Origin of the sequence: Candidatus Methanoperedens sp. (assembly GCA_012026795.1) — an archaeon.
Classification (GTDB): Archaea; Halobacteriota; Methanosarcinia; order Methanosarcinales; family Methanoperedenaceae; genus Methanoperedens.
The window spans coordinates 161,947-185,601 of the sequence record VEPM01000001.1 but is presented as its reverse complement, the minus strand read 5'-3'; the positions used below and the strand labels follow the sequence as shown (position 1 = coordinate 185,601).

General features: G+C 42.3%; 10 protein-coding genes. 1 reads left to right on the top strand and 9 read right to left on the bottom strand.

Going from position 1 to position 23,655, the window contains the following annotated elements; genetic code table 11:
• Positions 1 to 37: 37 nt before the first annotated feature.
• From FIB07_00885 to FIB07_00855, 7 genes are all read right to left on the bottom strand, one after another.
• On the bottom strand, positions 38 to 3,622 hold the full coding sequence (locus tag FIB07_00885; GenBank protein NJD51405.1) for a hypothetical protein: 3,585 nt from the start codon (positions 3,620 to 3,622) through the stop codon (positions 38 to 40).
• Between the two features lie 503 nt (positions 3,623 to 4,125).
• Positions 4,126 to 4,497 (bottom strand): GxxExxY protein, encoded by a 372-nt coding sequence (locus FIB07_00880; protein ID NJD51404.1) that lies wholly within the window; start codon positions 4,495 to 4,497, stop codon positions 4,126 to 4,128.
• Positions 4,498 to 4,763: 266 nt separating this feature from the next.
• Positions 4,764 to 5,783, bottom strand: a complete 1,020-nt coding sequence (locus FIB07_00875; protein ID NJD51403.1) for a PGF-pre-PGF domain-containing protein — start codon at positions 5,781 to 5,783, stop codon at positions 4,764 to 4,766.
• A 33-nt stretch (positions 5,784 to 5,816) separates the two neighbouring features.
• Positions 5,817 to 8,552 carry an ammonia-forming cytochrome c nitrite reductase subunit c552 gene (locus FIB07_00870; protein NJD51402.1) on the bottom strand — a complete coding sequence of 912 codons (2,736 nt, stop codon included), beginning with the start codon at positions 8,550 to 8,552 and terminating at the stop codon, positions 5,817 to 5,819.
• A gap of 71 nt (positions 8,553 to 8,623) precedes the next feature.
• Positions 8,624 to 14,299, bottom strand: coding sequence for a PGF-pre-PGF domain-containing protein (locus FIB07_00865; protein ID NJD51401.1), 5,676 nt, complete (start codon positions 14,297 to 14,299; stop codon positions 8,624 to 8,626).
• Between the two features lie 390 nt (positions 14,300 to 14,689).
• The gene (locus tag FIB07_00860) at positions 14,690 to 15,532 is read right to left on the bottom strand and encodes a pirin family protein (protein NJD51400.1); all 843 of its coding nucleotides are present in this window, start codon (positions 15,530 to 15,532) and stop codon (positions 14,690 to 14,692) included.
• A 91-nt stretch (positions 15,533 to 15,623) separates the two neighbouring features.
• Positions 15,624 to 20,957 carry a hypothetical protein gene (locus tag FIB07_00855; GenBank protein ID NJD51399.1) on the bottom strand — a complete coding sequence of 1,778 codons (5,334 nt, stop codon included), beginning with the start codon at positions 20,955 to 20,957 and terminating at the stop codon, positions 15,624 to 15,626.
• A gap of 374 nt (positions 20,958 to 21,331) precedes the next feature.
• On the opposite strand from FIB07_00855, the gene FIB07_00850 reads away from it, so the two are divergent.
• Entirely contained in the window at positions 21,332 to 21,631 is a 300-nt protein-coding gene (locus FIB07_00850; protein ID NJD51398.1) for a hypothetical protein, read from the top strand.
• A 10-nt stretch (positions 21,632 to 21,641) separates the two neighbouring features.
• Here the strand turns inward: FIB07_00850 and FIB07_00845 are convergent, their stop codons facing one another.
• Positions 21,642 to 22,928, bottom strand: a complete 1,287-nt coding sequence (locus FIB07_00845) for an NAD(P)/FAD-dependent oxidoreductase (GenBank protein NJD51397.1) — start codon at positions 22,926 to 22,928, stop codon at positions 21,642 to 21,644.
• Between the two features lie 69 nt (positions 22,929 to 22,997).
• Positions 22,998 to 23,651 carry a hypothetical protein gene (locus FIB07_00840; protein NJD51396.1) on the bottom strand — a complete coding sequence of 218 codons (654 nt, stop codon included), beginning with the start codon at positions 23,649 to 23,651 and terminating at the stop codon, positions 22,998 to 23,000.
• Positions 23,652 to 23,655 lie beyond the last annotated feature (4 nt).

Genomic DNA, 23,655 nt, shown 5'->3' with positions numbered 1-23,655 from the left:
TAACCTTAAATGTTTCCCTTGAAGAATACTAAATATTTCATCTAAAACGCCTCAAAACAAAAGTGATGATTAATATTGCTAATGTATCTGTCAGCGTCAGCATACTTATGTTTTTCTTCTCCGGGACTTTCAAACTCCCTCCCTCTATTGTGAACTCAAGCGAAGATGGCGCTCCCCATTTGTTTTTTCGCTCCATGGCTTCAACATACACCATATGTTTGCCAGGCGATAATTTTGATAAATCAATCCGGGCATATACATCCTCTGCCTGTGAATCAAAAACCCCGTCTACCGGGGACATCGCGGATTTATTAAGCGGTGTATCAATGTAATATCTGGCATCTCTTACTTTCATTTTATATCCGGCAGATACCGATGCCCTCAATATGGTCGTCCTATTTTCTTTTGTAATTACTATTTTTTTAACCGAAGGCGCCATGGGCAGCCCTATAATCTGATGAATATTTGATACATGGCAAGACCCACATTTTTCCTTCCTGTGCTCCTCATCGCCTATATACACGGCGCTATAATTATTACTTGTAGCCGCATGGCAGCTCAGGCAGTTCCTGGGGTTCTTATAACCTGCCGGATGTGCCTGTATATCCGCAGTCCCCCCATGACATGCATAGCAGGCATTATTCCCTCCGCCGTTTAGCATATTATGCTTTCCGAGTGAGAGTACTTTTTTCTCTGAAAAACCCTCTCCACCGTGGCAGGAAAGACAATTTCCCCCACCGTTGCCGCCATCATATAGCTGGAGAGAATGGAAATCATCAGGGATTTTCCCGACATTAATGGTTGAATTTTCCCATAGCCAGCTTGCATTATAGCCGGCAAGCGTCTGATTTGCATTAATTTTCCTGATATCAGGCGACAGGGAAAACACATCCTCAATAACTACCATATTCTTCGGCCTTGCCTGGATTATTCCTGACACCTTTGCCCTGAAAACCGTGATATTTTTTGGCTGGTTCCCAAGATAATTAATTTTCGGGCTGAATTCAAATATGCCTCCCCTGTTTACGATATCCTCATAAAAATAATCACCTGTTTGCAACTGGAGGAGGACATTTTCATCCCTGGTATCCACGCCTCTTACCACAAGGCTTGTTTTTTCAGAGATATTCCAGACTTGCCCTTCATACAGCGACCTGCGTTTTTCAGGCTGTATGGTCACATGCAGGTCTTTTTCAGTAAGTATCCCTAATAATTGAAGAACAGCATTTTCATCGAATATTTTATTATCCGTAAAATTGGCCGTTTCCCTGGTGTAATATATTTCATCTTTCTCACTGTTCTCACCGCTGACCCTTTCAATGACCCTGTACTTTGCTTTTGGCATAGCTTTCACATGACATGAGTAGCATGATGTGGTTTTTTTCTCAGGATGAACTCTTTTTAGCCTGAAACCCTCATAATTGATTAAACCAGTATCACTTCCTTTAAAAATGCCTGTGACGTTAATTACAACCGCAGGCACTTTCACACTACCATTGTCGATAGTTAGATACTCCTCATATGTATAATTTCCAATTCCTATAAGCCTCTTATCAACAATTACATTTTCTTTTCTAAGTTCGATCAGTACGCTGCTCCTGACCGATGAAACTTCAACTACTTTGAGGATGAAACCGAAACCTAAGTCAATATATTCCCCCTCCCTGGCAGTGAATTTGTTATTTTCCCTGTTGAGTTCAACAAGCGCGGTCCTGTTCTCATATATCAGCGTAGCATTCCCCCACTTCTCGGAGTTATCCTCATTAAGATGGCAATATATGCAATTGATACTGTCAAAAAGATCGCCTGAGGCAAAATGGGATACGGTTGAATTTATGTTCCTGCCCTGTGAATTCACGCTGTTTGCATGGCACCCCTGACAGTCATTACTGGTCGTGACATTGGAATTAAAAGCGTTCGTAGGATTGTCAATCAGGCTTGCATTCCTGAAATGTGAATATACCATGGGGGCGCGGAATTTCTGGTTAAGGGAATGACACGAGTCATTGCTGCACTTCCTGGGTGATTTATATTCCGGAGGATGTCCCGAAGGCGCAGTTCCGTTGCCGTGGCATGCCCAGCATGCGCCGTTACTGCCGTTATTCAGGCCATAATGCACGCTCAGGTTAAATGAAACGATATCTATTCTCTTATCAGCAGGCGCGCCTCCTCCCCTGCTATCATGGCAGGACATGCAATCCGGCCCCCCTCCGCCCGCGCCTACATTATGAACGAATAAAGCACTTGTTGCAGGAGCATCCGGTGCATGACACGTCCTGCATGCAAGATCGGAATATTCAGCCAGCGAGTGGTTATAGAACGTGGTCCCATCGCTTGCTGTGGCAGGAACAAGCCCGGACTTGTTCTGCATTTCAGGCGGTACTGGAGAATAAGATGTGACATTATAGGAATAATTTCCGGATGGAACACTACCATTGTAATGGCAGTTGGCGCACCAGAAACTCGTATTTGTAATGCTCTGGTTCAGGGCGTTTCCCGCACTGATATTCGAGACATTTCCAGGCGCATTAGTATCATGAAGTGTTTTCCCATGGCAATAATAGCAGGCGTTTACCTGGCTGTCCCAGTAAGCGGCCTGTGTGCCGTTCCACAATCTTCCGGAAACAGGATTAGAACTGTGCATCAATGGCGAGGGAAAGCGCGGCGCTCCTGAAAATTTTATCAGGCCGTTCCCCAGGTGGCAGGTAGTGCAGTTCGCGACAAGGTCAGAGAATGTCAGTTTGAACGTAGGCCACGGATTTCCTCCATGGCAATCCAGACAATTTGTAGCATTTGAGCTTCTATATGTTCCGTCCTGAAGTAAATATTTAATATTATGGATATCGGAATCAACTTCCGTATGGCATGATTTGCATTCTACTTTTCCTGCATGCATGTCCTTTTGCAGTCTGTCCTCCTTATGGCAATTAATGCAGAAGCTTGAATTTGGCACAGGCTTTGTGAGGTTCGGGCCATGGATCGTGTCTGTCCAGTGGCAGGTCGTACAATTAGGGTACCCGGCTCGATGGCTTGCATTGAGCCTGCCGAATGTATGGTTCCCTAACATTGCATTAGTCTGGTTTTGCATTAAATCCCGGTAAACAGATGAGGAATTCTCATGACAATAAGCGCAATATGGTTCACCCGGAGATATGCCAAAGCTTGCATTCCTTCCATAGTGGGAAGCGCTTGCATTGGCGCTGTACCTGAAAAGATTTGAGGTCTTGTTGTGGCAATCAGCACATGACGCTGTCACGGACACATTGCCTGTCCTGTTATGGTTATACACCATGCGATCAGCCGGAACTATTCCGCTGATGTTGCTGATATGACATTGCTCACAGGTATATGTGGATACTATGGGAGTGTGGGGCAGGTTGAACTTATCGGCCGAATAATGACAGGCCATACAATCCCAGCTTGTGAGATTTCCGGCCCCATCCGTTCTATTCACATTTGTGTGGTTCCCGAAAGAAGATGTGTCAATTGCGGGGTATAAACTACCGTTCTGGGGGCCGCTGTGGCATACCATGCAATCAAGCACAAACGCACTGCCAGTATATATTAAACTAAGATAAGCCAATAATGCCAGAATGATTATTATGACGCTTTCTCTTTTCATAGGATACACTCAATACAATTTATAAGATAAATGGGTTTCTTATTATTATCATGATTATGATATGTATATGATATATATTAACTTTAGTATCACGATCGTTCTATTGTATTATGAACAGCGGTTTCTATAAATATATGAAGTATTTGATGATATATTAACTTTAGTATCACGATCGCTCTATTGTATTATGAACAGCGGTTTCTATAACTGTATTGAAAGTTTTTGGGTTTTTTTATCGTCTTAAATTAGAAAATAAAGTACAATAACTATTTTTTTAGTATTATATTGTTTTTATTTGGTTTATTTTTATTTAAAAGGATAGAAGCTGGCAAATATAAAAAAATGTACAAAAAGAGATAGCCATTAGCTTCTCTTTCTTAAAATTGCCGCAAGTATATTTAATAACCTATGGCGTCAAATCAACCGTTGGATTGTGAATCCAATACTTTTTATTATTCTCTGGTTTGAAAAAAACCACAGAGTGCGCGGAGGACACAGAGTTATTAATTGATCCTCCGAGTAATTCCATCCTTTAAAAGCGTCACATTGAAATTAATTAAAAGACCAAGGTGTTTTCCGCTTAACTTAAGGTAAGAGAGTAGTTGTGCCTCATGAAGAGGGGTTACCGTAGTTACGGCTTTAAGTTCTATGATTACGGCATCTTCTATGAGAAGATCCAGTCTATATCCCAAATCAATTTTTATCCCATCATATATGACAGGAAGTCCAACCTGAGACAGGACTTTTAAACCTCGTTTTTCCAATTCATATTTCAAGCAAGCTTCATATGTACTTTCCAGCAATCCAGGTCCCAAGGTTCTGTGTACTTGTATTGCCGCCCCAATGATCTTTTCTGATATTTCATTCAATTCCATTTTCTCTGTGCTCTCTGCGTTCTCTGTGGTTTTAAACTATTTCATGGGCTTTGTCTTATCAATGGAATAAGAACGTATGGCGTTAATTGATTATTAAGAAAAATCTGCCATTTTGATGGTTAGTTGTCGAATTAAGGATGAATAAAAGTAAAAAAAAAGAGAGAGAAATTTGAAATAAACCACAGAGTGCGCGGAGGACTCAGAGAATAAAATACAAAACTCTGTGTTCTCTGCGTTCTCTGTGGTTTTAAACTATTTCATGGCTTTTAGCTTCTCTTTCTTAAAACTGCAGCCATCAAGCCTGCTACGGCAAGAACGAACTCTAATCCCGGCGCTTTTTTAGTGGCTGCAGGTACAGGAGTTTGCGTCTGGTTGGCTGTTACTTCAACCCCGGCAGCAGACACCACTCCTTTAACTCCTGAAATGGCAAACGGTGAGAATGCGTTGGTTTTTGCCTCATAGTACGTGAAATTCCCGTCACTGTTCTTTTTCTCAGTAGCAAGTGAGGTCCATTGTGTCCCGTCCCATCTGAGCATTGCAATATCCGATTCTTTGAAACCTTTTGATGTTATCCAGGAATTCTCAAGTTTGAATTTGATTACAGCCTCTTTTATGTTCTGCGGCACTGCAAAGCCTGATGTGCCAACCCAGATATTGACATATTTATAAACATTTCCGGGTGCATCATCTTTCACGAGTGTGGACCTGTTTTTTAGAAGCTCGACCTGGACATGTATAAGGCCGGCATTTATATTGCTAGTTATCGCTACCTCGGATACAGGCAGCTCCGGGGTCGTGAAAATAAATGACCTGGGAACATTTACGGATAAGACTTCATCTCTCGTTTCTTTCTTCACTACGTTTTCAAAGGCTTCTGCAGAAACACTGGCTCCGCCTCCTCCTGAACCTCCATTGGTGTTTCTATCTCCTCCAGCAGTACATGTATTCGTTGAAGAACTTGATATTGCCAGGTCCAGCCTGTTGTTTGTTCCTTTGCCGCCAACTGCTATCGTTTTCGCAGTCTTGCCATCTACATTGAATGTCAGGGTCTCGCCTGAAGTTACTCCTTGATCCATGCGTACTTCTACCCTGTATGAAGAATTTTGTGTGCTCGTTGTACTTGCAACTGAATTGCATGATGAATCAAGCACTGTGATCACAGCATTTTGTTTTGTGATACCATCCACGGTTACATAACCCCAGTATGAAATCACAAGCGGTTCATCGATTGCCTGTCCTATAGGGACCAAAAACAATAGTATTATTAATAAAATATTTTTTTTCATTCTCTCACTCCAAAATATATAAAATGTGTGGACTTATACAGTCCACACAGTATTTCTTATTGCGTATATCCAGTAGCCTTCTCCTGAAACTATCTCAGTCAGATCGTTGAGATTTGAAGGCATGGCAGGATCATACAATTCCCATGGGTCTGCCGGGTTGCTGGTGTTGTAATGCCAGACCACGGTTATGTTGCTTGCCACCGAAGACATTACCGAGACCGGGGATGTAACCGCTGATGCATTCTGGAGAGCCTTATTGTTCCATCCTGCGGTCAGGTTGACTGTTGATACTAATGCCTGCCCGAGAGAGGCATTTGAAGCAGCCGCATAAGCTGCAGCTTCATCAAGCAGTGTAGTCGCCTTATCCGGGTTATGTACACCCCAGCTATCGTCTGAATATACCAATCTAAGATTCCAGTATGCCCTGGCGATCTTATCCGCGCTCAGGTTCTTCACGCCTGTATAGTTCTTATATACTGCCAGTGCGCCCATAACTGTCGAGTTAGTGGAATTCCACTTCGTATGGGTAGCGGCCTGTACAGCTTCAATCCTGTCTGGAATTGTATCGAATAATACTCCATTATGACAGCCTCCGCATCTTGAAGTATTCTGAAGACCGGTTTGATTCACTGTGAAGCTATGTCCTGTTATCTTATCGGTATCGGCCACTAATCCTGTGGCATTTGTCTTGTTGACATACATGTGGCAATCAATACATTCGAAGTCCTGGCCTGACTGCTTCGGGGAAGTAAGGAAAAGATCCTTTGCTGGCCAGCCGTGCGGTGAAACTGGATAAACTGTGGCGCTGGTGCTGGTAGCATCCGTTCCATTCCAGCCAGGCCCTGCCCGATATATTCTGGGATTATCATTCGAATGGCAGTTGCCGCACAGTTCCGTGGTATTTGCCATCAGCGTGTAGTTAGCTTTGTATCTTCCGCTTGAATAACTCGCATCCCTGTTATACCAGCTATATTTCAGACCTGATTCGTTGATCGAGTCACCCATATCATGGATATTATGACAAACTCCGCATGTTATACCCCTGAAATCTGATACGTTTCTGACTATATACGAAGGGTTCCATTCAAATGGTGAATGGCATTTCATGCATTCGCTGTTATTGCGATTGGGGGCGCCGGAGCTGCTGCTATAGCCGGTCTGGTTTGCAAAGTAGGAATCATTTTTGTAAAATTGGGTTTTGTTATGCCTGCTTGCAGCCCATTCAGTTTCTATGGGAACTATTGAAATATTGCTTAAATTCAGGTTCTCCGCGCTTGTCACATGGCAATTCGTACCCTTTGAACAGGTATACTGCGGGTAGTTCGTTGCATTTTCCGCATCGAAGGTATGCTCCGTCTTGCCGCCTGCATTGGCCATGTGGCAGTCAACGCATGTTGCAGTTTCGCTGCTGTTAGTTACATTATTCCTGCCATGGCTAAGGTTCACGCCTGCTATATGTTCCAATCCATGCCTGTAGTGGCACTTTGAGCACAGGACTTCAGATTCGGGACGGCCTGCCAGGTTAATGCCTGTAGTACCATAGCTGTCATCTATTACCTGGGTATTATAGATTTTTGACGTGCTTCCAAGGAATGGGTATAACACGGTGACAAGGCTCAGGTTATCAAATATATCATTCCCTGCCACCAGTGAAGCATTCGTACCTGTGAACACGCTGGTATTACTGAACTTGCTGACATTGCTCGCAGTCCCGTTAAAGAAGCTTAACTTCACATCTTCAACAGTAGCATAGCTGATATTGTTGAAACCATTTGGCGCGAGAAGACCTGCGTACTTATCATTCGTTGTACTGTGGGGATTGTGGCATACTGAACATGTTACATTTGCAGCAGTACCTTCTGACGCCGGAGATCCTATATACCTGTTATACGGCGAATGGCACTGGGTACAGCTGGGGTTAGTGGATTCTTCAGCAGGGCCCAGTGCATGTTTGTTCGTCATTGCAAGTCCCTGTCTGCTGGCGCCATAATGGCATCTCATACAATCCTCGCCCTTGGTGTATACGGTCACGTTATGACCGTTGCCGCCTGGCCCATGACAGTTCTCGCATGTAATCCCTTCTTCGGCCCATGTTCCGATTATTCCGGATAAATTGCTCTGGTTGCCGCCAGTTGCATTATAGCCTGTGTTATGGCAGCCTCCGCATGAGTATTGGGGTCTATTTTCCGGATCAGTTGTGTTATAAGGCGTAAAATTCCCCGTTACAACATCATATTTCCTGAATAAATATCCTGTCGCATTAAGGTATCTAAAAGAGGTTTTACCTACTATCATATATGATACGTTCGTGGTAGTCCAGTTCAACCCGTCAGGAAGACTGAGGTTCATCACTGCACCTGAAGTATTCTTGGTCAACATGACGCGGTGCAATGTGTTTGTCCAGTTATCGTACTTTGCCTTGTGGCAGTCTTTGCATACCGAAGAATTCAGGTATGTGGCAGTGCCATTTCTAAGAGAGAAATTCATAACCTCCCCACTGCTATGTGTTGAGACATCTACATGACATTTATCGCAATACAACGTATTATTCGCTGTTACATTGTAAGCGATCGAAGTTGCATTATAACGATGCGTTTCGTTGTAGAAAGTTGTCATCGCAGACGTTATAGATGGATGACACCCAGGACCACAGTTCAATCCAAAGGATCCACTCGGGTTTGCGCTTCCCGTTCCTGCCAGCGCCAGCAATATTATCAAAATTCCTATACCTATTAATATTCCTTTTCTCATAATTTTAGCCTCCTTCATTTCATTTAATCTCCTTTTTAGCTAGCATGATTTCATGACAATAAAATAAGGGGCATAAAGCCCCTGGATTCTTACTCATTCTTCTTCACCACCAGGAAGTAGTATGCTATAGCCCCGATGATCACAAGGATTATCAATCCGATGATGATCTCTGTCGATAAACCTCCTTCACCTCCCGTACCCGGTTTTCCTGTTGGTCCGGGTGTCGGTGTTCCGGCCGGTGTGGATGTTACTGTGGGGATTGCCTGGCCACTTGACTTTGCAACTATTGCAAATGGTGAGAAGGAATTTGTCCTGCCCTCAAAGATCGAGTAGGTGCCATCCTTTGACACGAACGTTGTCTCAAGCTGAACCCAGTTGCTTCCGTCCCATTTCTCAAGGACTATTGCGCTATTTTGAACGCGGTTCTCACTCATCCAGGAGTTCTCAATCCTGAATTTGATGAGAGCATCCTTGATGTTCTTCGGAGTTGCAAAGCCCGCAGTCCCGACCCAGATATTGGCGTTCTTATACACAAGTCCCTCAGGCGGGAAGCTCACAAGTGTCGAGGTATTCTTCAATACTTCTACTGATGTGGTGATGATCCCCAGGGTGGTGTTGCCTGTTATATTGACGTACATTATGGGGTTCTTTTTATCAGTGAACCTGTAGGCGGTAAGAGCATCCTTTGATATCTGCATATCATATTTCTCGACCACTTCGATATTTGATGTATTTTCATTGGACCTTCCTCCGCCGCCACCTCCGCCACCGCCTCCACCGCCGCCTCCATCGCAATTACTACACGGTGTGGTTGCTGGTGTTCCAAGCAATGCGAAGGTACTGAAGTGGTTGGGTGTTGCTTCAAGATACCATCTGCCGCTTTCATTACCGCTTGCAGTTGTTGTCAAAGCCTGCCATGCCGGCGTTGCTGCTGTCGTATTGTAATAATATATCTTGACACTTGAATAATTTGCCGGATTGACGTCCAGATATAATCTCAGGGTATGGTTCGTGACATTCGATGTATCATTGCTCCGGATGACCAGGTAGTTCCCGATTTTACCTGAACCCAGTCCGACACCATCAGGACTTATGAATGTTTCCGAGATGTTTATGGCCATACTCCTGTTGGCAGTGACATTCATACTGATGTTCCTGGAAACTCCCTGGGTGGCATTTATGCGAGTAGATATGTTTGCTTGAACAGGTATGTCTCCACTCTGCTCAATAACCAGCTGGGAAATACGGACAGCTTCGTAAACCTTCGTGAAGTTTATTGTCTGGTAGGTTACCCAGCCGGTTGTTGTTGCTGAGATCATACCTTCAAAGTCATAAGCTGCCTGTCCTGTGATTGTCACGCCTCCGATTGTTATATTGTCCAGGCTTGCAACATTTGTTATCGAACTTTCACCGCTCACAGTCACATCGGTCAATGTCGAGTTGGTAACTGTTGCATCTATCAATGTGGAATTCGTGATCGATGCATTACCACCTATAGTTGAACCGGTAAGATTCGAACTATCAACAGTTGCACTTCCAATTATGGAGTTGTCTATGTAGGAATCAACGTAAGTGCCTTTGATAATCGAGCCATCGGTGATTACTGTACCCTGGCCTGTTATGGTTGAATCCGTTATTAACGTCGAATTGCCTGAGATGGTTGCATTGTCCTGTACAGTTGCATTTATCAGTGTTGCGTTTGCAACTGTTGAATTGTCAACCCTCGTATTTTCCAGGTATGCGCCGCCTGTGACATTTGAATTGTTGACTGTACTGTTGATTGTGGTGTTAGCTACACTTGAATCCCTCATGATCGCATTCAGTGTGATGCTTGCGGTCTTTGACTGTGTACCATTGCTGATGGTTACTGTGACAGGCCAGCCTCCAAGGTTGCTGTTGTTCACTTCCACAATCACATTTCCTGTGGATGTGGTGGTATTAAGCAGCAGCGGAGATGGTGTTGTAATGTTTGTCGCTATCGTGATATTTGTAACCGATGTTGTTACATTGAACGTTGCATTGTCACCTTTATTAGCCACTGTCAGGTTGAAGGTTACATTCTGTCCTCTATCTGCCGATCCCACTGTCCTGTTTGCTGTTACTGTGACCGTATTGGGGGAAAGCAAAATGGCAGCCACTGATGTGCTGGTATTTGCATAAACAATCTTACCTGTTGTAGTAGTATTGCTTATGTATCCTGACTTTGTAACACTTATATTGTATGTTCCAGGGAAAACCGGAGCTGAATATGACCCCAATGAGTTGGTTGTCGTGGTTACCGACAGGCCAAGCGTGGCATTTGTGATGGTAACCGTAGCGACGTCTATTCCAAGGCCCGTAGTTGCTTTAAGAACGCTGCCGATTATGGTTCCGTTGTAGAGCGACAGGTCCTGCCTGTTGTTCGTCCCATTATTGTTGATGGTTCTACTGTACACGGATATATTGTTCACATTGAAAGTTATGGTTTCACCTGAAACTACACCCTCATCAGCGGTTGTATAGAGATCGTCCCATGGCACTGATACCTGGTATGTACCATTAGAGAAGCTGGTCGTATTTGCAACTTCTGTACCGTTTGATCCGTGTACACTAATATAAGCTGAGCTTAAAACCTGATTAATGACGACATATCCCCAGTAAGAGACAGCAATATCAGGGGCGCTTAGAGTCACAGACGTCGTGGTATTGACGGAAGCAAACTTACTACTGTTACCGTTCGAGGTCGCAGTCACATTTATGTGGAATACTCCCTGCGTTGTATTTGTCACATTGAGCAGGAATATTCTTGATGCTCCTGCTGCAAGGTCGTTGACTGAAGTAATATTTGTGGCATTCACCGAGGCCGTAGTATCCCCATCTAATACCAGCGTATATGTGTCTACCATATTTCCTGTATTTGTCAGGTTAAGAGTATAGGTCGCATTTACGTTGGGCCTGACTGAAGCTGAAGCCGACACCGGACTAACTGTGAGGCTGACATTTCTTTCAGGTGCCGCAGTAATGGTCGTTGTAGTATTGATATAACCTGCTTTAGTCGAATCGTTTAACGATCGTGCAGTAACATTGACATAAGCAGTTCCTGTTGAGGCATTTGTCACATTCAGAAGCAATGTCCGTGTCTCCATTGATCCTAAAGTAATATCTCCGCTAACATTCAGGACTGCTGTGGATGCATTGGTCGGATCTATGGTCAGGTTGTATGTATCGGTAGCAGTTCCGTTATTTTGCAGGAGAAGTGTATATGTATTATTTACTGTTGCATTGGTTGTCCCTGTTACACCACCTGAAACTGACAGGTTAACGCCGTAAGTTGCAACCGTATAATTCAACGTAACAGTTAATCCGTTACTTGTTGTAACGTTAATCGTCTTAATTCCTGCCGATCCCGGCAATGTGATGTTGCTGATATTGATATATTGGGTCACACCAGCACTGGCATTAACCGGGTCAGCGCTTGATGATACATTCACGAAGAGCGGACCGGTGGTATTTCCCCATCCTGACGGACCTGCTGAACCATTGATAGTTAAATTAACTGAAGCCGCACCTGCATTAAAGTCGCTGGGGAACGTGATGTTGTACCATGAAGTAGTATTCGCGGTATCATTCATGGTGAAATACATGGTTACGTTTCTCCCTGCGATGCCTGTGCTGTTTGTAAGATTCGCAGTGAAATTTCCCGCAGTTCCCGAAACAGCAGGTCCTACTCCTGAGAAGTGAGGTATGGTGAGCCAGACCATTCTCCTTGTTATATCCAGATAACATGGTGATGTTATACTGGTAGTGCAAGGCATGCCTGTGGTGCTATTAAACCAGGTTGTATTGAAAGCGCTATAATCTGACGGAATCTGAGATGTATCATTTACACTCATATTCCATGCTTCGTTCCAGTTATTATCATACAGTTTCCCGAGTTTAACCGAAACATTGTTCGGATTTACACTACCAAGAGGAATACCTATGAGAACCTCATCATATATCTCAGGTCCCATGCTTCCAAACCGCCATACCTGTTCTAATAGTGTCCCATTCTGGGATGTTCGATTTGCACTGGGATCAAACACTGCATCCGGCGGTCCTGATGCCAGCATATCAACATTCTTGTAATGCACTGTGATGTTATTGCTGACAAGCTTCATCCTCATGCTTATTTTGCCGCCGCCGATAACTACCTTGAACGGGTTAAAATCAGCCATGTTCCTTTCGCCGCCGGCGTCATTGAATAAATTGCAGCCTGGTGCAGGCTGTGGAACATCACACTGTGGATTGCTTTTCAGCATCTTTATCTTAATATCCGGTGGCGGTCCGCTGCGATTTATTGCCCCTGGTTCAAATGATGTAAGATTAATAACTACAGGCTCAGGCGTCAATTGGGCTGCTGTCTTTGAAGTCTTAAGAGGCGCAAAATCCTGTGTGAATATATTTATCTTGTTTATATCCGCGTTGATTACAGGAATGCTGAATGAACCATTAGAGCCCTGCGAAGCATCTGTCATCCAGTTAAAAGTTGAGCCGTTATAAGCAGAGTAATTAATCTTCACCTCAATGTGCGCAAAACCGGTTATATTTGCCTGTGAAGTTTCATTCTTCAACTGGAAGGATAACTTTTTGGTCGTCACATTGGTTATACCCGGCGGCCCTCCTGGTCCTCCACTTGCGTTATTCAAACTAATGGTTGTTGGAGTACCCAGAAGTGTCTCCAGTGTGAAGTTAAAGTTGGTTACTGTTGTATTCGAGTAGTTCAGGGATATATTTCTAAACGCCCCATAATAACCTGTAGCGTTATATGCCGTTGCAAACAACAATATGTTTGCTGTCATTTTCGCCCCGGGCAGTGTTATATTATAAGTACCATTTGTGGGGTCATAAATATCACTCGTGCAATTTGTCGGACCCGGACCCGCGCAATCCCATGCGCTCATGTTATAAGGCATCGGATGATCCTGAAATACCATGCTTCCAGGTTCCATCAGGTAAGCTATTATTTTTAGATCCGTGAAGTTAGATGAACCACTGGATAAATTTGCATAACCGGTGACTCTTCTTAATAAGTTGGAGGTGTTAAAGGAAATATTTGCATAATTATTCGTATATGTTGTGAGGTTATTCAGGTCATAGCTTACAGGAAAACTCTGGTTCGGATATATCATGATAGAATAATTCCTGTTTGCAGGAACATAGACCAGAGCATTTGGTACTTCGCTATTAAAGTTTGAAGCTATTGGATACCCAAGTTTTGTGTCCTTTATTTGATACCTGAAAGTTGTAGCGTCACCGGTCACATTTACTGCTGTAATATTTATTGTGCCGCCGGGTCTTAGATAAAAATCGATCGGAGAGCCCATAGTAAGTTGGTTTATTTGTTGATATGGAAACTCTGGCAATGACTGACCGATATAGTCAAGGGTATTACTTGTTTCATTAAAATGCCTCAGCACTATTTTATAAAAGTAAGGTGGGAAACCAACGCTATCTATAACACCACTGACATTAAAATATCCTGATGCATTACTCAAATTAGAGTAAGTTGTGTTTAATTGAGGACCCTGTTGACCAAATGTGTAAACCTCTATACTTACATTAGTACCGTTCAGAGCGCCTTTTGTTTCATTATAAGTATATCCTTGAAAATTAAAAGCGCTCGCTGTCCCTGCTATAAACCCTAAAAACAGCAGTGTGGTCACAACAATTCTTAAAAAATCTAACATTTTACCCTCAGTTCTTTTCATTAATACCATTTCCTCCGTATTATTAAATAACACCATAATTATAAATTTCGTGGGCTACCCACAAAATTTACATTTGGATTATCATGGTTATGATGATATATATACTTTCTTAAGCAAGATAAAAATTTTATAATGTGACCAAAATTTGAATTTCACTTGGTTTTCACACCGATTCGATGAACATAATTGGTTCTGAGTGAGTGTTCAGATGCATTTTTGGACAGGATTACAGGATTTACAGGATGGAAATTAATCCGGCCCATCCTGTAAATCCTGTCCAGAATAAATATTCAGACATGCTCTTAGTGAAACGAGAAACTTGACATTTGACAGTTGCAATGATTTACGGCAAAAAATTCTGTGAAATTGTTTGTTTCGAGAAGTGTTGTTTAAAATCTAAAATATTACCAGTTTCGAAAGACTAAATTATTTGATAAACGTACCATTGCGGTATTCCTCAAAAGCTATATACAGTTCTTTCTGTGTATTCATAACAATAGGTCCGGCCCATGCTACAGGCTCGCCAATAGGTTTTCCGGATACAAGGAGGAAACGCAGACTTTTATTACCTGCTGTAATTTTCACATTATCCCCATCCTTGAAAATTACCAGATGTTCGATGCCGACTGGTTTTTTCTTATCCTCATCAAAAAAACCGCTTCCTTCGATCACATAAGCAAATGCTCTGTACCCTTTCTTGATACCATGTTCAAATTCCGCACCCGGAGCAATCGTAATATCAAGATACTCAGGATCGACCACAATATCCCGTACTGGTCCTTTTGTATTCCCGAATTCCCCGCAAATTATTCTCACAATAACGTTCTTATCTGTCGTGACTTCCGGTATCTGTGATTTTTTTACTTCCCTGTACCTTGGTTTCATCATTTTATGAGTGGATGGAAGATTCACCCATAACTGGAAACCCCACATATGCCCATTATCTCCCTTTGGCATTTCCTGGTGGGTTATTCCGCTTCCCGCAGTCATCCATTGCACATCGCCTGGCAGGATCACACCTTCATTTCCCATGCTGTCACCATGTTCCACCCTGCCTTGCAGCATATAGGTCACTGTTTCAATACCGCGATGCGGATGCCAGGGAAATCCTGCAATATAATCAGCGGGGTTGTCCGAATGGAAATCATCAAGAAGCAGGAAAGGGTCCAATAAAGGCACTTCATTGAAACCAAATGCCCTTTTAAGATGAACTCCTGCGCCTTCCAGTGTTGGTTTGCCTTCCAATATGTTTTCAATCTTCCGGTTCATTTTATTGTCACTCCTTTTCTACAGGTTATACTTAGTGCCAAAGCTTATCTTTTTTGCCCCTGCCATGCTTTTGTTTCACATTTTCCAGGGCTTAACTGCTGATATTGAAGTTGCTTTTGCTGGAATTAGCATACGCCGGATTACTCTTGCTGGTAATCCTGATCTTATAGTCATTTCCTGCGGGCTGGGTTGCTGGTATTATCCAGCTATGGGAACCGTCATTCAGGGTGCTTGCCACAATCGTTCTGCTCAGAGTACCTGACTTCAGGAGTTCGATCTTTACATACGATCCAGGATTGCCTGCATTATTCCAGCTTATGGTCTGAGCAGTGCCTCTGGTCCAGTTCTCGCCGCCTTTAGGAGAGTTAACTGTAATCCCTGTAACAGCTTTAAATTTTAACGGCAGGTAGTCATTATTGTTACTACCTGGTGAATATTTTAAATTGCATAATCCATCATTATTACTATCCGGACAGACCTGGCTGAACCCTGTACCGCCTGGATTTCCCCAGAAGTTCCCACCTATATATGATCCGCCAATTATATTCTTACCTGATTTCTTAGTGATATTCCAGATGTTATTGTTCGTTCCCCTGAAAAGCAAATTATTAATATTATTGAAATAGTTGTTATAGATAGTGTTTTTATTGGAAGAAGAGAACTCTATCCCGTAATTATTTGAAATAAAAGTGTTATTTGTTAATATATTACTATCAGAAGAATATATTGACACTCCTTTTTCAGAATAATCATATATATTATTGTTTGAAAATTCGCTATCCTGTATAATATTATTCGCAGAATTTCTCAGGAAAACGCCCCATCCGCTTTCTTTAACTGTGATATTTTGAATCCGGGAGTTGATTGTTGACAGGAAATATACTCCTTTATCCATATTATGCATTTCCAGGTCCCTGACAGTCACATTATTACATAAAATACAGAAGAAAGTGCCTGCCTTCGTTGAACCATCATAGATAGTGTTTTTTCCATATTTGATGTAATAAATAGGTCTTCCATTAGCGAGATTCGAAGTATCTATATTATTACCATCAAAATAAGATTGCAGATCCCCGCCTACTCCAAAGTTAAAACTGTTATTCTCCATTATGTTATTGGAAGCCGTGGTGTTAAACGCATATAAGAAAAATATGCCGGACCTGCTGTTATTGACTTTATTGCTGCTGATAGTATTATTATTCGAATTTTCATAAACATTAATCCCGATGTTAGTACTATTCGAGATATTGTTGCCTGTTACGTTGTTAATGCTTGAAGATTTCAGGAGTATTCCGTTGCTATTCGAATTTGCAGAGTTGTTTATTATTATTCCATCTTTGGAATTTATATAATAAATACCATTAGACCAGTCTGTAACCCTGATATTTTTTACCGTAACATTTGTAATAATTTTTGAAGAGTTATAAACATAGATCCCGGAGGTCCCTTCTGCATCTATGCCATCTATAGTATGGCCTGCCCCGTCAAGGACTACATTACTTGCGGTTATGCTAATGCAATTTGAAGCACCGCTGCTAAGTATGCTATTATTGAGTGTAAATTCCCCGGACGACGAAATTATTGTGCAGGATGTAATATTTCTTGGCAGGGACTTATATGCAAGCGGCAGATAATCTGTATTGTTCGCATCAAGAACATAGGGCAAGTCACAAATCCCGTCTTTATCAATATCATTACATGTCCGGCCAAAACCCTTACCCGATGGATTTGCCCAGAAGTTCCCGCCGAGATTGTTGCCGCCGATGATATTGGTGCCTGGTCGCCCGGTAATGTTCCATATGTTTACGTTTGAACCATAGGATTGGACATCATTATTATTGATGAATATGTTGTCGTATATTGTATTGTTGCTGGATAAGTCAAGAGAAAGCCCATAGTTGCTGTCCGATAAAATATTGCGGCTAAGTGTATTGCTTGTAGAACCGGTAAGATAAATCCCGGAGGAGGAAACGCCTGAACCACCTGAGCCGCAATTTATGTACTCATCGTACCCCGCTGCTCCGCCAGTGCCTCCTGTGGTATAATTGACAGTGTTTCCTATGATAATGTTATTTGTTGAATATGAAATATATATACCTGCTGTGATACCCCCATTGCCGCCTGAACCACAATAAATTCCACCGTTTCCTCCCATCCCTCCTGTCAAATTGCCTATAATATTACTTTTGAGGTTGTTGTTTGAGGAACCGGAGAGGTAGATACCTGAAGATATCCCTCCATTGCTACCAGGGCCACCGCCGTGTTCAACATCAATTCCGCCGTTTCCTCCACCCCCTCCTTTTATGTTGTTGATGCTGTTGCCTTTGACAATATTGTTTTGAGAACCCATAAGAGAGGTACCTGAGGAAAAACCACCACTGCCGCCGGAACTACCATATCCTCCGGTTCCCCCGGCCCCTCCTGATATGTAGCTGACCATATTCCCGGTGAGGGAATTATCTGGAGAATCGGAGACATATATGCCTGAGGAAATACCTCCGGAACCCCCGTTCCCGCCGCCATAAGCCCGATAATCTATTAAATACCAGCCTCCTTCCCCTCCCTCTCCTCCGGATATACTGCTTATTATATTTCCTGCAAGAGCGTTGTTTGTGGAATTAGAAAGATAGACACCTGATGATAGACCGCCAGAGCCGCCATCACCAGAGTCCGTACCAGTTCCTCCCGTTCCCCCAACAATATTGCTAATCGTATTGCCTGTCAGGATGTTTTTTGTAGAACCGGACAGATAAATGCCGGAGGAGGGACCACCGGCTCCCCCTGAACCATAAGATCCACCTGCTCCTCCTATTCCCCCTGTAATATTGCTGAGAGTATTGCCTGAGATAGTGTTGTTAATATACCTTGATATATAGATTCCGGAAGAAAGACCTCCATTTCCACCCACTCCGGAATCGTCCTTATTATCTGTTCCATTTATGCCATGCATATTTGTTATAACATTATTTGAAATCACATTGTCGCTTGAATTTACATATATCCCATTTGAACCGTTCTGTATCCTGAACCCTTCGATAATCACTCCTTTACCTTCCACTTCTACGACATTCCCTTTGCCATTCCCCCGGATTATAGTAGTCAGATTACTCTCCCCGCGCAGGATTAGCTGCCTTGTAATAATTATATTCTCCCAATAAATACCCCGGTCTACAAGTATCTCATCTCCGGGACTGGCAGCATCAATAGCAGCCTGAATACTGGAATAATTTATTCCCTTGTTGATGTTATGTGTAAGACCGGTGCTGAATTGCCAGCTAAACGAGGATTGCAGATTATTACCTGCTATGTCCTTAGCGCCTGTTCCCACTGTAACTGTGTAGATTGTGCTATTGATAAGAATTGGATCAGGAGTAAATATCATGGTATTTCCGTTCCAGCTAAAGCTCCCTGTGGTTACTGGAGATATTGAGATAGCAGATTGAGCAGATACCCTGTTCATCGCTTCACTAAAAGTTACGTTTATTTTAGTATTTGCCAGGCCATTTTCTTCGGATGGCGTATTCCTTATAACCATCGGAGGGGTGTTATCAACACCGATCTTCTCCAATCGAACGTCATCGATGTAATATATATCCCCTGATTCTACAAATGGGGCAAGCCAGAAAATTAAACGTCCGTCATATACTGTGTTTGTTAAATCTGGCGCAGTAAACTCAGTTGTGAATCTTTCCCAGCCCGTACCAATATCGAAATTCTGGTTTAAACCATAGTCCGTGTATGGTGGGACATGCTGATATAATCGCATCACCAGGTCATGTCCCGTCGTTGAACTAGCTGCAAAGCTCAGTCGATAAATTCCTTTTGGTTCAAGTACCACATTTGTCTGATATAATTGTATGTTGGTGCCATTTTCGCCGGGTGCAAGCCTGGCAGCTTTTGTTCCCTCATAACCGGGGGATACAACTGAGAATTTCCCGGTTCCGGTCGGAAAGAATGACCACGATAGTGTTCCTGATTCAAACCCCGGATTTTTAATGAGATTAACCTGGGGAGGGGCAATAGTAATGGCTTTATGAATATTCAAACGTCCTCCGCTCACGGTCTTTCCATTCAGGGAGGGGAGAGTATCGACGCTATTCATTAAAATATTCTTGATTTGATAATGTGTTAGTGTCGGGTTGAATGCTTTTAATAGAGCAGCCGCTCCTGAGACATAGGGTGCGGCCATTGAAGTTCCACTATATGAATCATATCCATTGCCTGGTACCGGACTGAGAATACCAACACCTGGCGCCCCGATATCGACGGTCATATTTCCATAATTCGAAAAATCGGCGATACTATCATTGTGATCCGTTGCCGCTACTGAGATGATATTGGCAACATCAAATCCTGCAGGATAAACCGGAGAATCGTCTGTATTTGCTGCATAATTTCCCGCTGATGCCACAAAAAGGATCCCGGCATTATCTGCAGCTTTGATAGCAGCTTCTAATGCTGATGAGTAATCTGCTCCTCCCCAGCTGTTGCTCATTATATCAGCACCCATCAGGGTTGCATAATTTATTGCATCGATTGCATCTGATACATAGCCATCACCCTCATCATTCAGGAATTTCACAGCCATAATACTGACATTCCATGATACACCTGCCACACCTTTGCCATTGTTCCCGACTCCTCCTATGATCCCTGAGACATGTGTTCCATGATAATTTCCATCCATGGGGTTATTATCATCATATGCAAAGTCCCATCCATAATAATCATCCACGAAACCATTATGATCATCGTCAATTCCATTACCCGGTATCTCCCCCGGGTTTGTCCACATATTCCCTGCAAGATCCTCGTGGGTATAATCGACACCTGTGTCAATTACAGCTACAATAACTCCCCTGGATCCGGTGGAGATGTTCCATGCTTCAGGTGCATCTATATCTGCATCAGGTGTGCCTCCGGTCTGGCCTGTATTATCCAGGCCCCAGAGTTGATCAAATTCAGGAGCATCTGGTCTTTTTAACGCCTTTACTATATAATTTGGCTCCGCACTCTCGAATTTATCAGATATGAAGAGCGCTTTAATAGTAGTTTCAATTTTCGACTCATCGACTCGAATCAGATGATATCCAATTTCAGGATAACTCTTTATTAGCGTGATGTTCTGCGACTTGTAGTAGTCTTTAAAATCATTTGTTGATAATTTGTTGGTATACTTTACGAGCAGTTCCCCTGGTTTACGTTCATATTTCTTACTATATTTCATGCTCACAGGACTCGCCGTATTACTGAAATTCTGTGAAATTGCAATTGAAGGATCATGCGAGGAATTAAGGATTATAGGAGGCTCCAGGGCCACAGATGGATTAACGAGAACTACCACAACTGCTGCCAATGCAAGCATTGTTATTCCACCCGTGATCCCCGGGGCGTACCCTCTCAAAATGTGACTATTAAAGACCATATTACCACCTATCCGTTGAAATGGAGGCTCCCCGCATCTCTTAAATGAAGAAGCCAGCAGGTTTTGATGCTATGATTCTATATAAAATTATTGATTTAATTTTTTAATTAAAATAAAATGAGCATAATAATGATATATATGACTATAGCAGTTTGCATAAGCGATTAGAAAAAACAAGAATATACAGTCATTTAAAAAAGAGGTGCAAGTTGTATTGATATTATAATGGCAGATTAAGTTCATATTCCGAAGAATATGGCACAATGAGTACACATCATACAGATCATGACGCAACAGGTTCATAGCCGCTAAATCCGCAATCAAATATTCTTTTAACATTGTCATTATAAAAGGATATATGAGTGTGGTTTTGTATGGATAATCGAATAAAATACATCGCAGCCCTTTTCCTTGGGGGTGTCTCTATGGTATCGTCATATTATTATCCGGCTGAAACATTCCTTGCCTTTACCGCAGGATGGTTGTTCGTTATCCCGGCTGCATTCATTGCATATATGGTCTATGGTTATGCTGCCTATATGAGCGACAGGAAGCACAGGATACAGGTGACCGTAAAACCCTCGGAAGCAATGAAAGCCGTTGTGCGCCGTGAAATGGACTTAAAGAGAGAAAAGGAAAAAATCCTTTATGAAGAGTCCGGTAAAAATAATTGACATGATCATTTTATTGTCCTTTTATTACTTCATCGGCACATTTAAACCCTGCTATGATCGATCCATTCATGCTCCTCTCAGGATAATTCGCTTCCGAGAACATACCTGCAAGATAAAGCCCTTTGATATTCGTCCTATAAGGAAGTACTTTCTTCCCATACCCGACTTCATAAACAGGCGCAGTATCCATATCCCTTCTAAGTCGCCACCACTTTACTTTTTCCCTGGACCCGGAAAATAGCTTTTCAAGACCTTTCAGATATAGTTCAATGACCTCTTTATCTTTTAAACTCCACAGAGGACTATCCGGGTTCTGGAAGTATGAAGTAACATATACAAGATGTTCGCCATAATCAGATAACGGAATAAAATTAGTATGCTCGATCACTGCACCAAAAGGAACATTCTCCTTGATATTAAGCCAATATACTTCATCCATGAGCTTTTCCTTTAAACCGAAAAGTGCGCAGGCCGTCCCCTGATAACTTATGTCCAGGTCAAATCCGGGAAGCTGAGGATCAATTATTTTTTTAAGAACATGAGGGGCTACAGTTGAAATAATCCTATCGCATTCGATGATTTTTCCATCTGCAACGACGCTCCTTACACAACCATCTCTTATCTCAATATCCGATACGCTCCCATTGATTATTTTGCCACCTTTTTCCCGAATGGCATCAGCCATTGATTCGACAATAGCATAAAAACCCCCGCGCATGTATCCAAGCTTTTCGCCTTTTGCGCCTCTGTTCGAGCGGATCTGCACCCGTCCAAGCAGCCAGGCAGCAGATACTTTTTCCTTATTATCCCCGAATTTACTTGATAACAGCGGCTCGAAAAAATTATTATATACTGATTCGCCTGCTGTGTCCATGATCCATTTTTTTGCTGTGATATCATCAAAAGCAGTCCTGTCCTTTATGGTCCTGGCTTTAAGGACAAGCAATGTCAATCTTATGACATCCATGAAAGGCAGGGCCTTTAGAATCTCAAATGGCGTATTCATGGGATAAATTTTCCCGTTAAAAAAATATCCGGTAGTCCCGCGCAGCCATTCAAGCTTATTGCCGATTCCCAGCTCGTCAATAATGGCTATGAGTTCCTTATCGCTTGCAAATATATGGTGATAATATTTTTCAATATGATAATGGTAAAATTCCGTGCCTTTTACAGTATAGCTTGAAGCCATGCCTCCGAGTTCAGGTTCTTTCTCGATGATAACTACTTCATCTTTTCCTGCAAGCCTGTATGCAGCAGCAAGACCTGCAAGTCCTCCTCCGATAATTACGGTTTTCAGCTTTGGTGAGAATTGGGTAGTCATTGTAAAATAATTCCGGTGAAAAGGCGGTTGGTGAATCGGTGGGAATTATCCGCTTAGTCCTGCCCAAACCAATATAGCACCTATAATAATACCTACAACAATCTGTATGGAAAAATCACTCCATTTTCTTTTCCGCTCTTTGTTTGCATACTCTATCAACGATGGTTTGGCTATAACTATTTGTTTAAATATTTCTTGTAGTTTAATAACATTTTTAAAATACTCACTAAATAAGTCTGGAGATGGTTGTGCTATGTCTTTATTATTTCTTAATTTGATTATATCTGCTGTCATAGATTCAATCGAGGGTCGCATTTCAGAGTAATAATTTGGGATTGAAGCTTGTATTGCAGAAGGTGAAAAATCTGATACTTCTTTATTAATTTTATCTCTCAAAATAATTGTGGCAAAATCTAATGTATCATATCCTGCCCTAAATACATGCCCCAATACTTTATCTAAGCTTGTTTGTATATATCCATTCCCCCTCCCTTCCTTCAATTCAAGCTTTACGGCAAAAACACGCATTAAGTGGTCAAAAGCATCTCTTAATTCCTTCACTATATGGAGGTTAGTTTTAAACTCTTCTTGGTTCTCCTCACAAAAAATTATCAATTCTTTAACTTTGCCATACAATTCTGTAATATATTTGAGATTTCTTTCTTCAGTTTCTGAGAACATGTGTGCGCCGTTTTCCATGTAA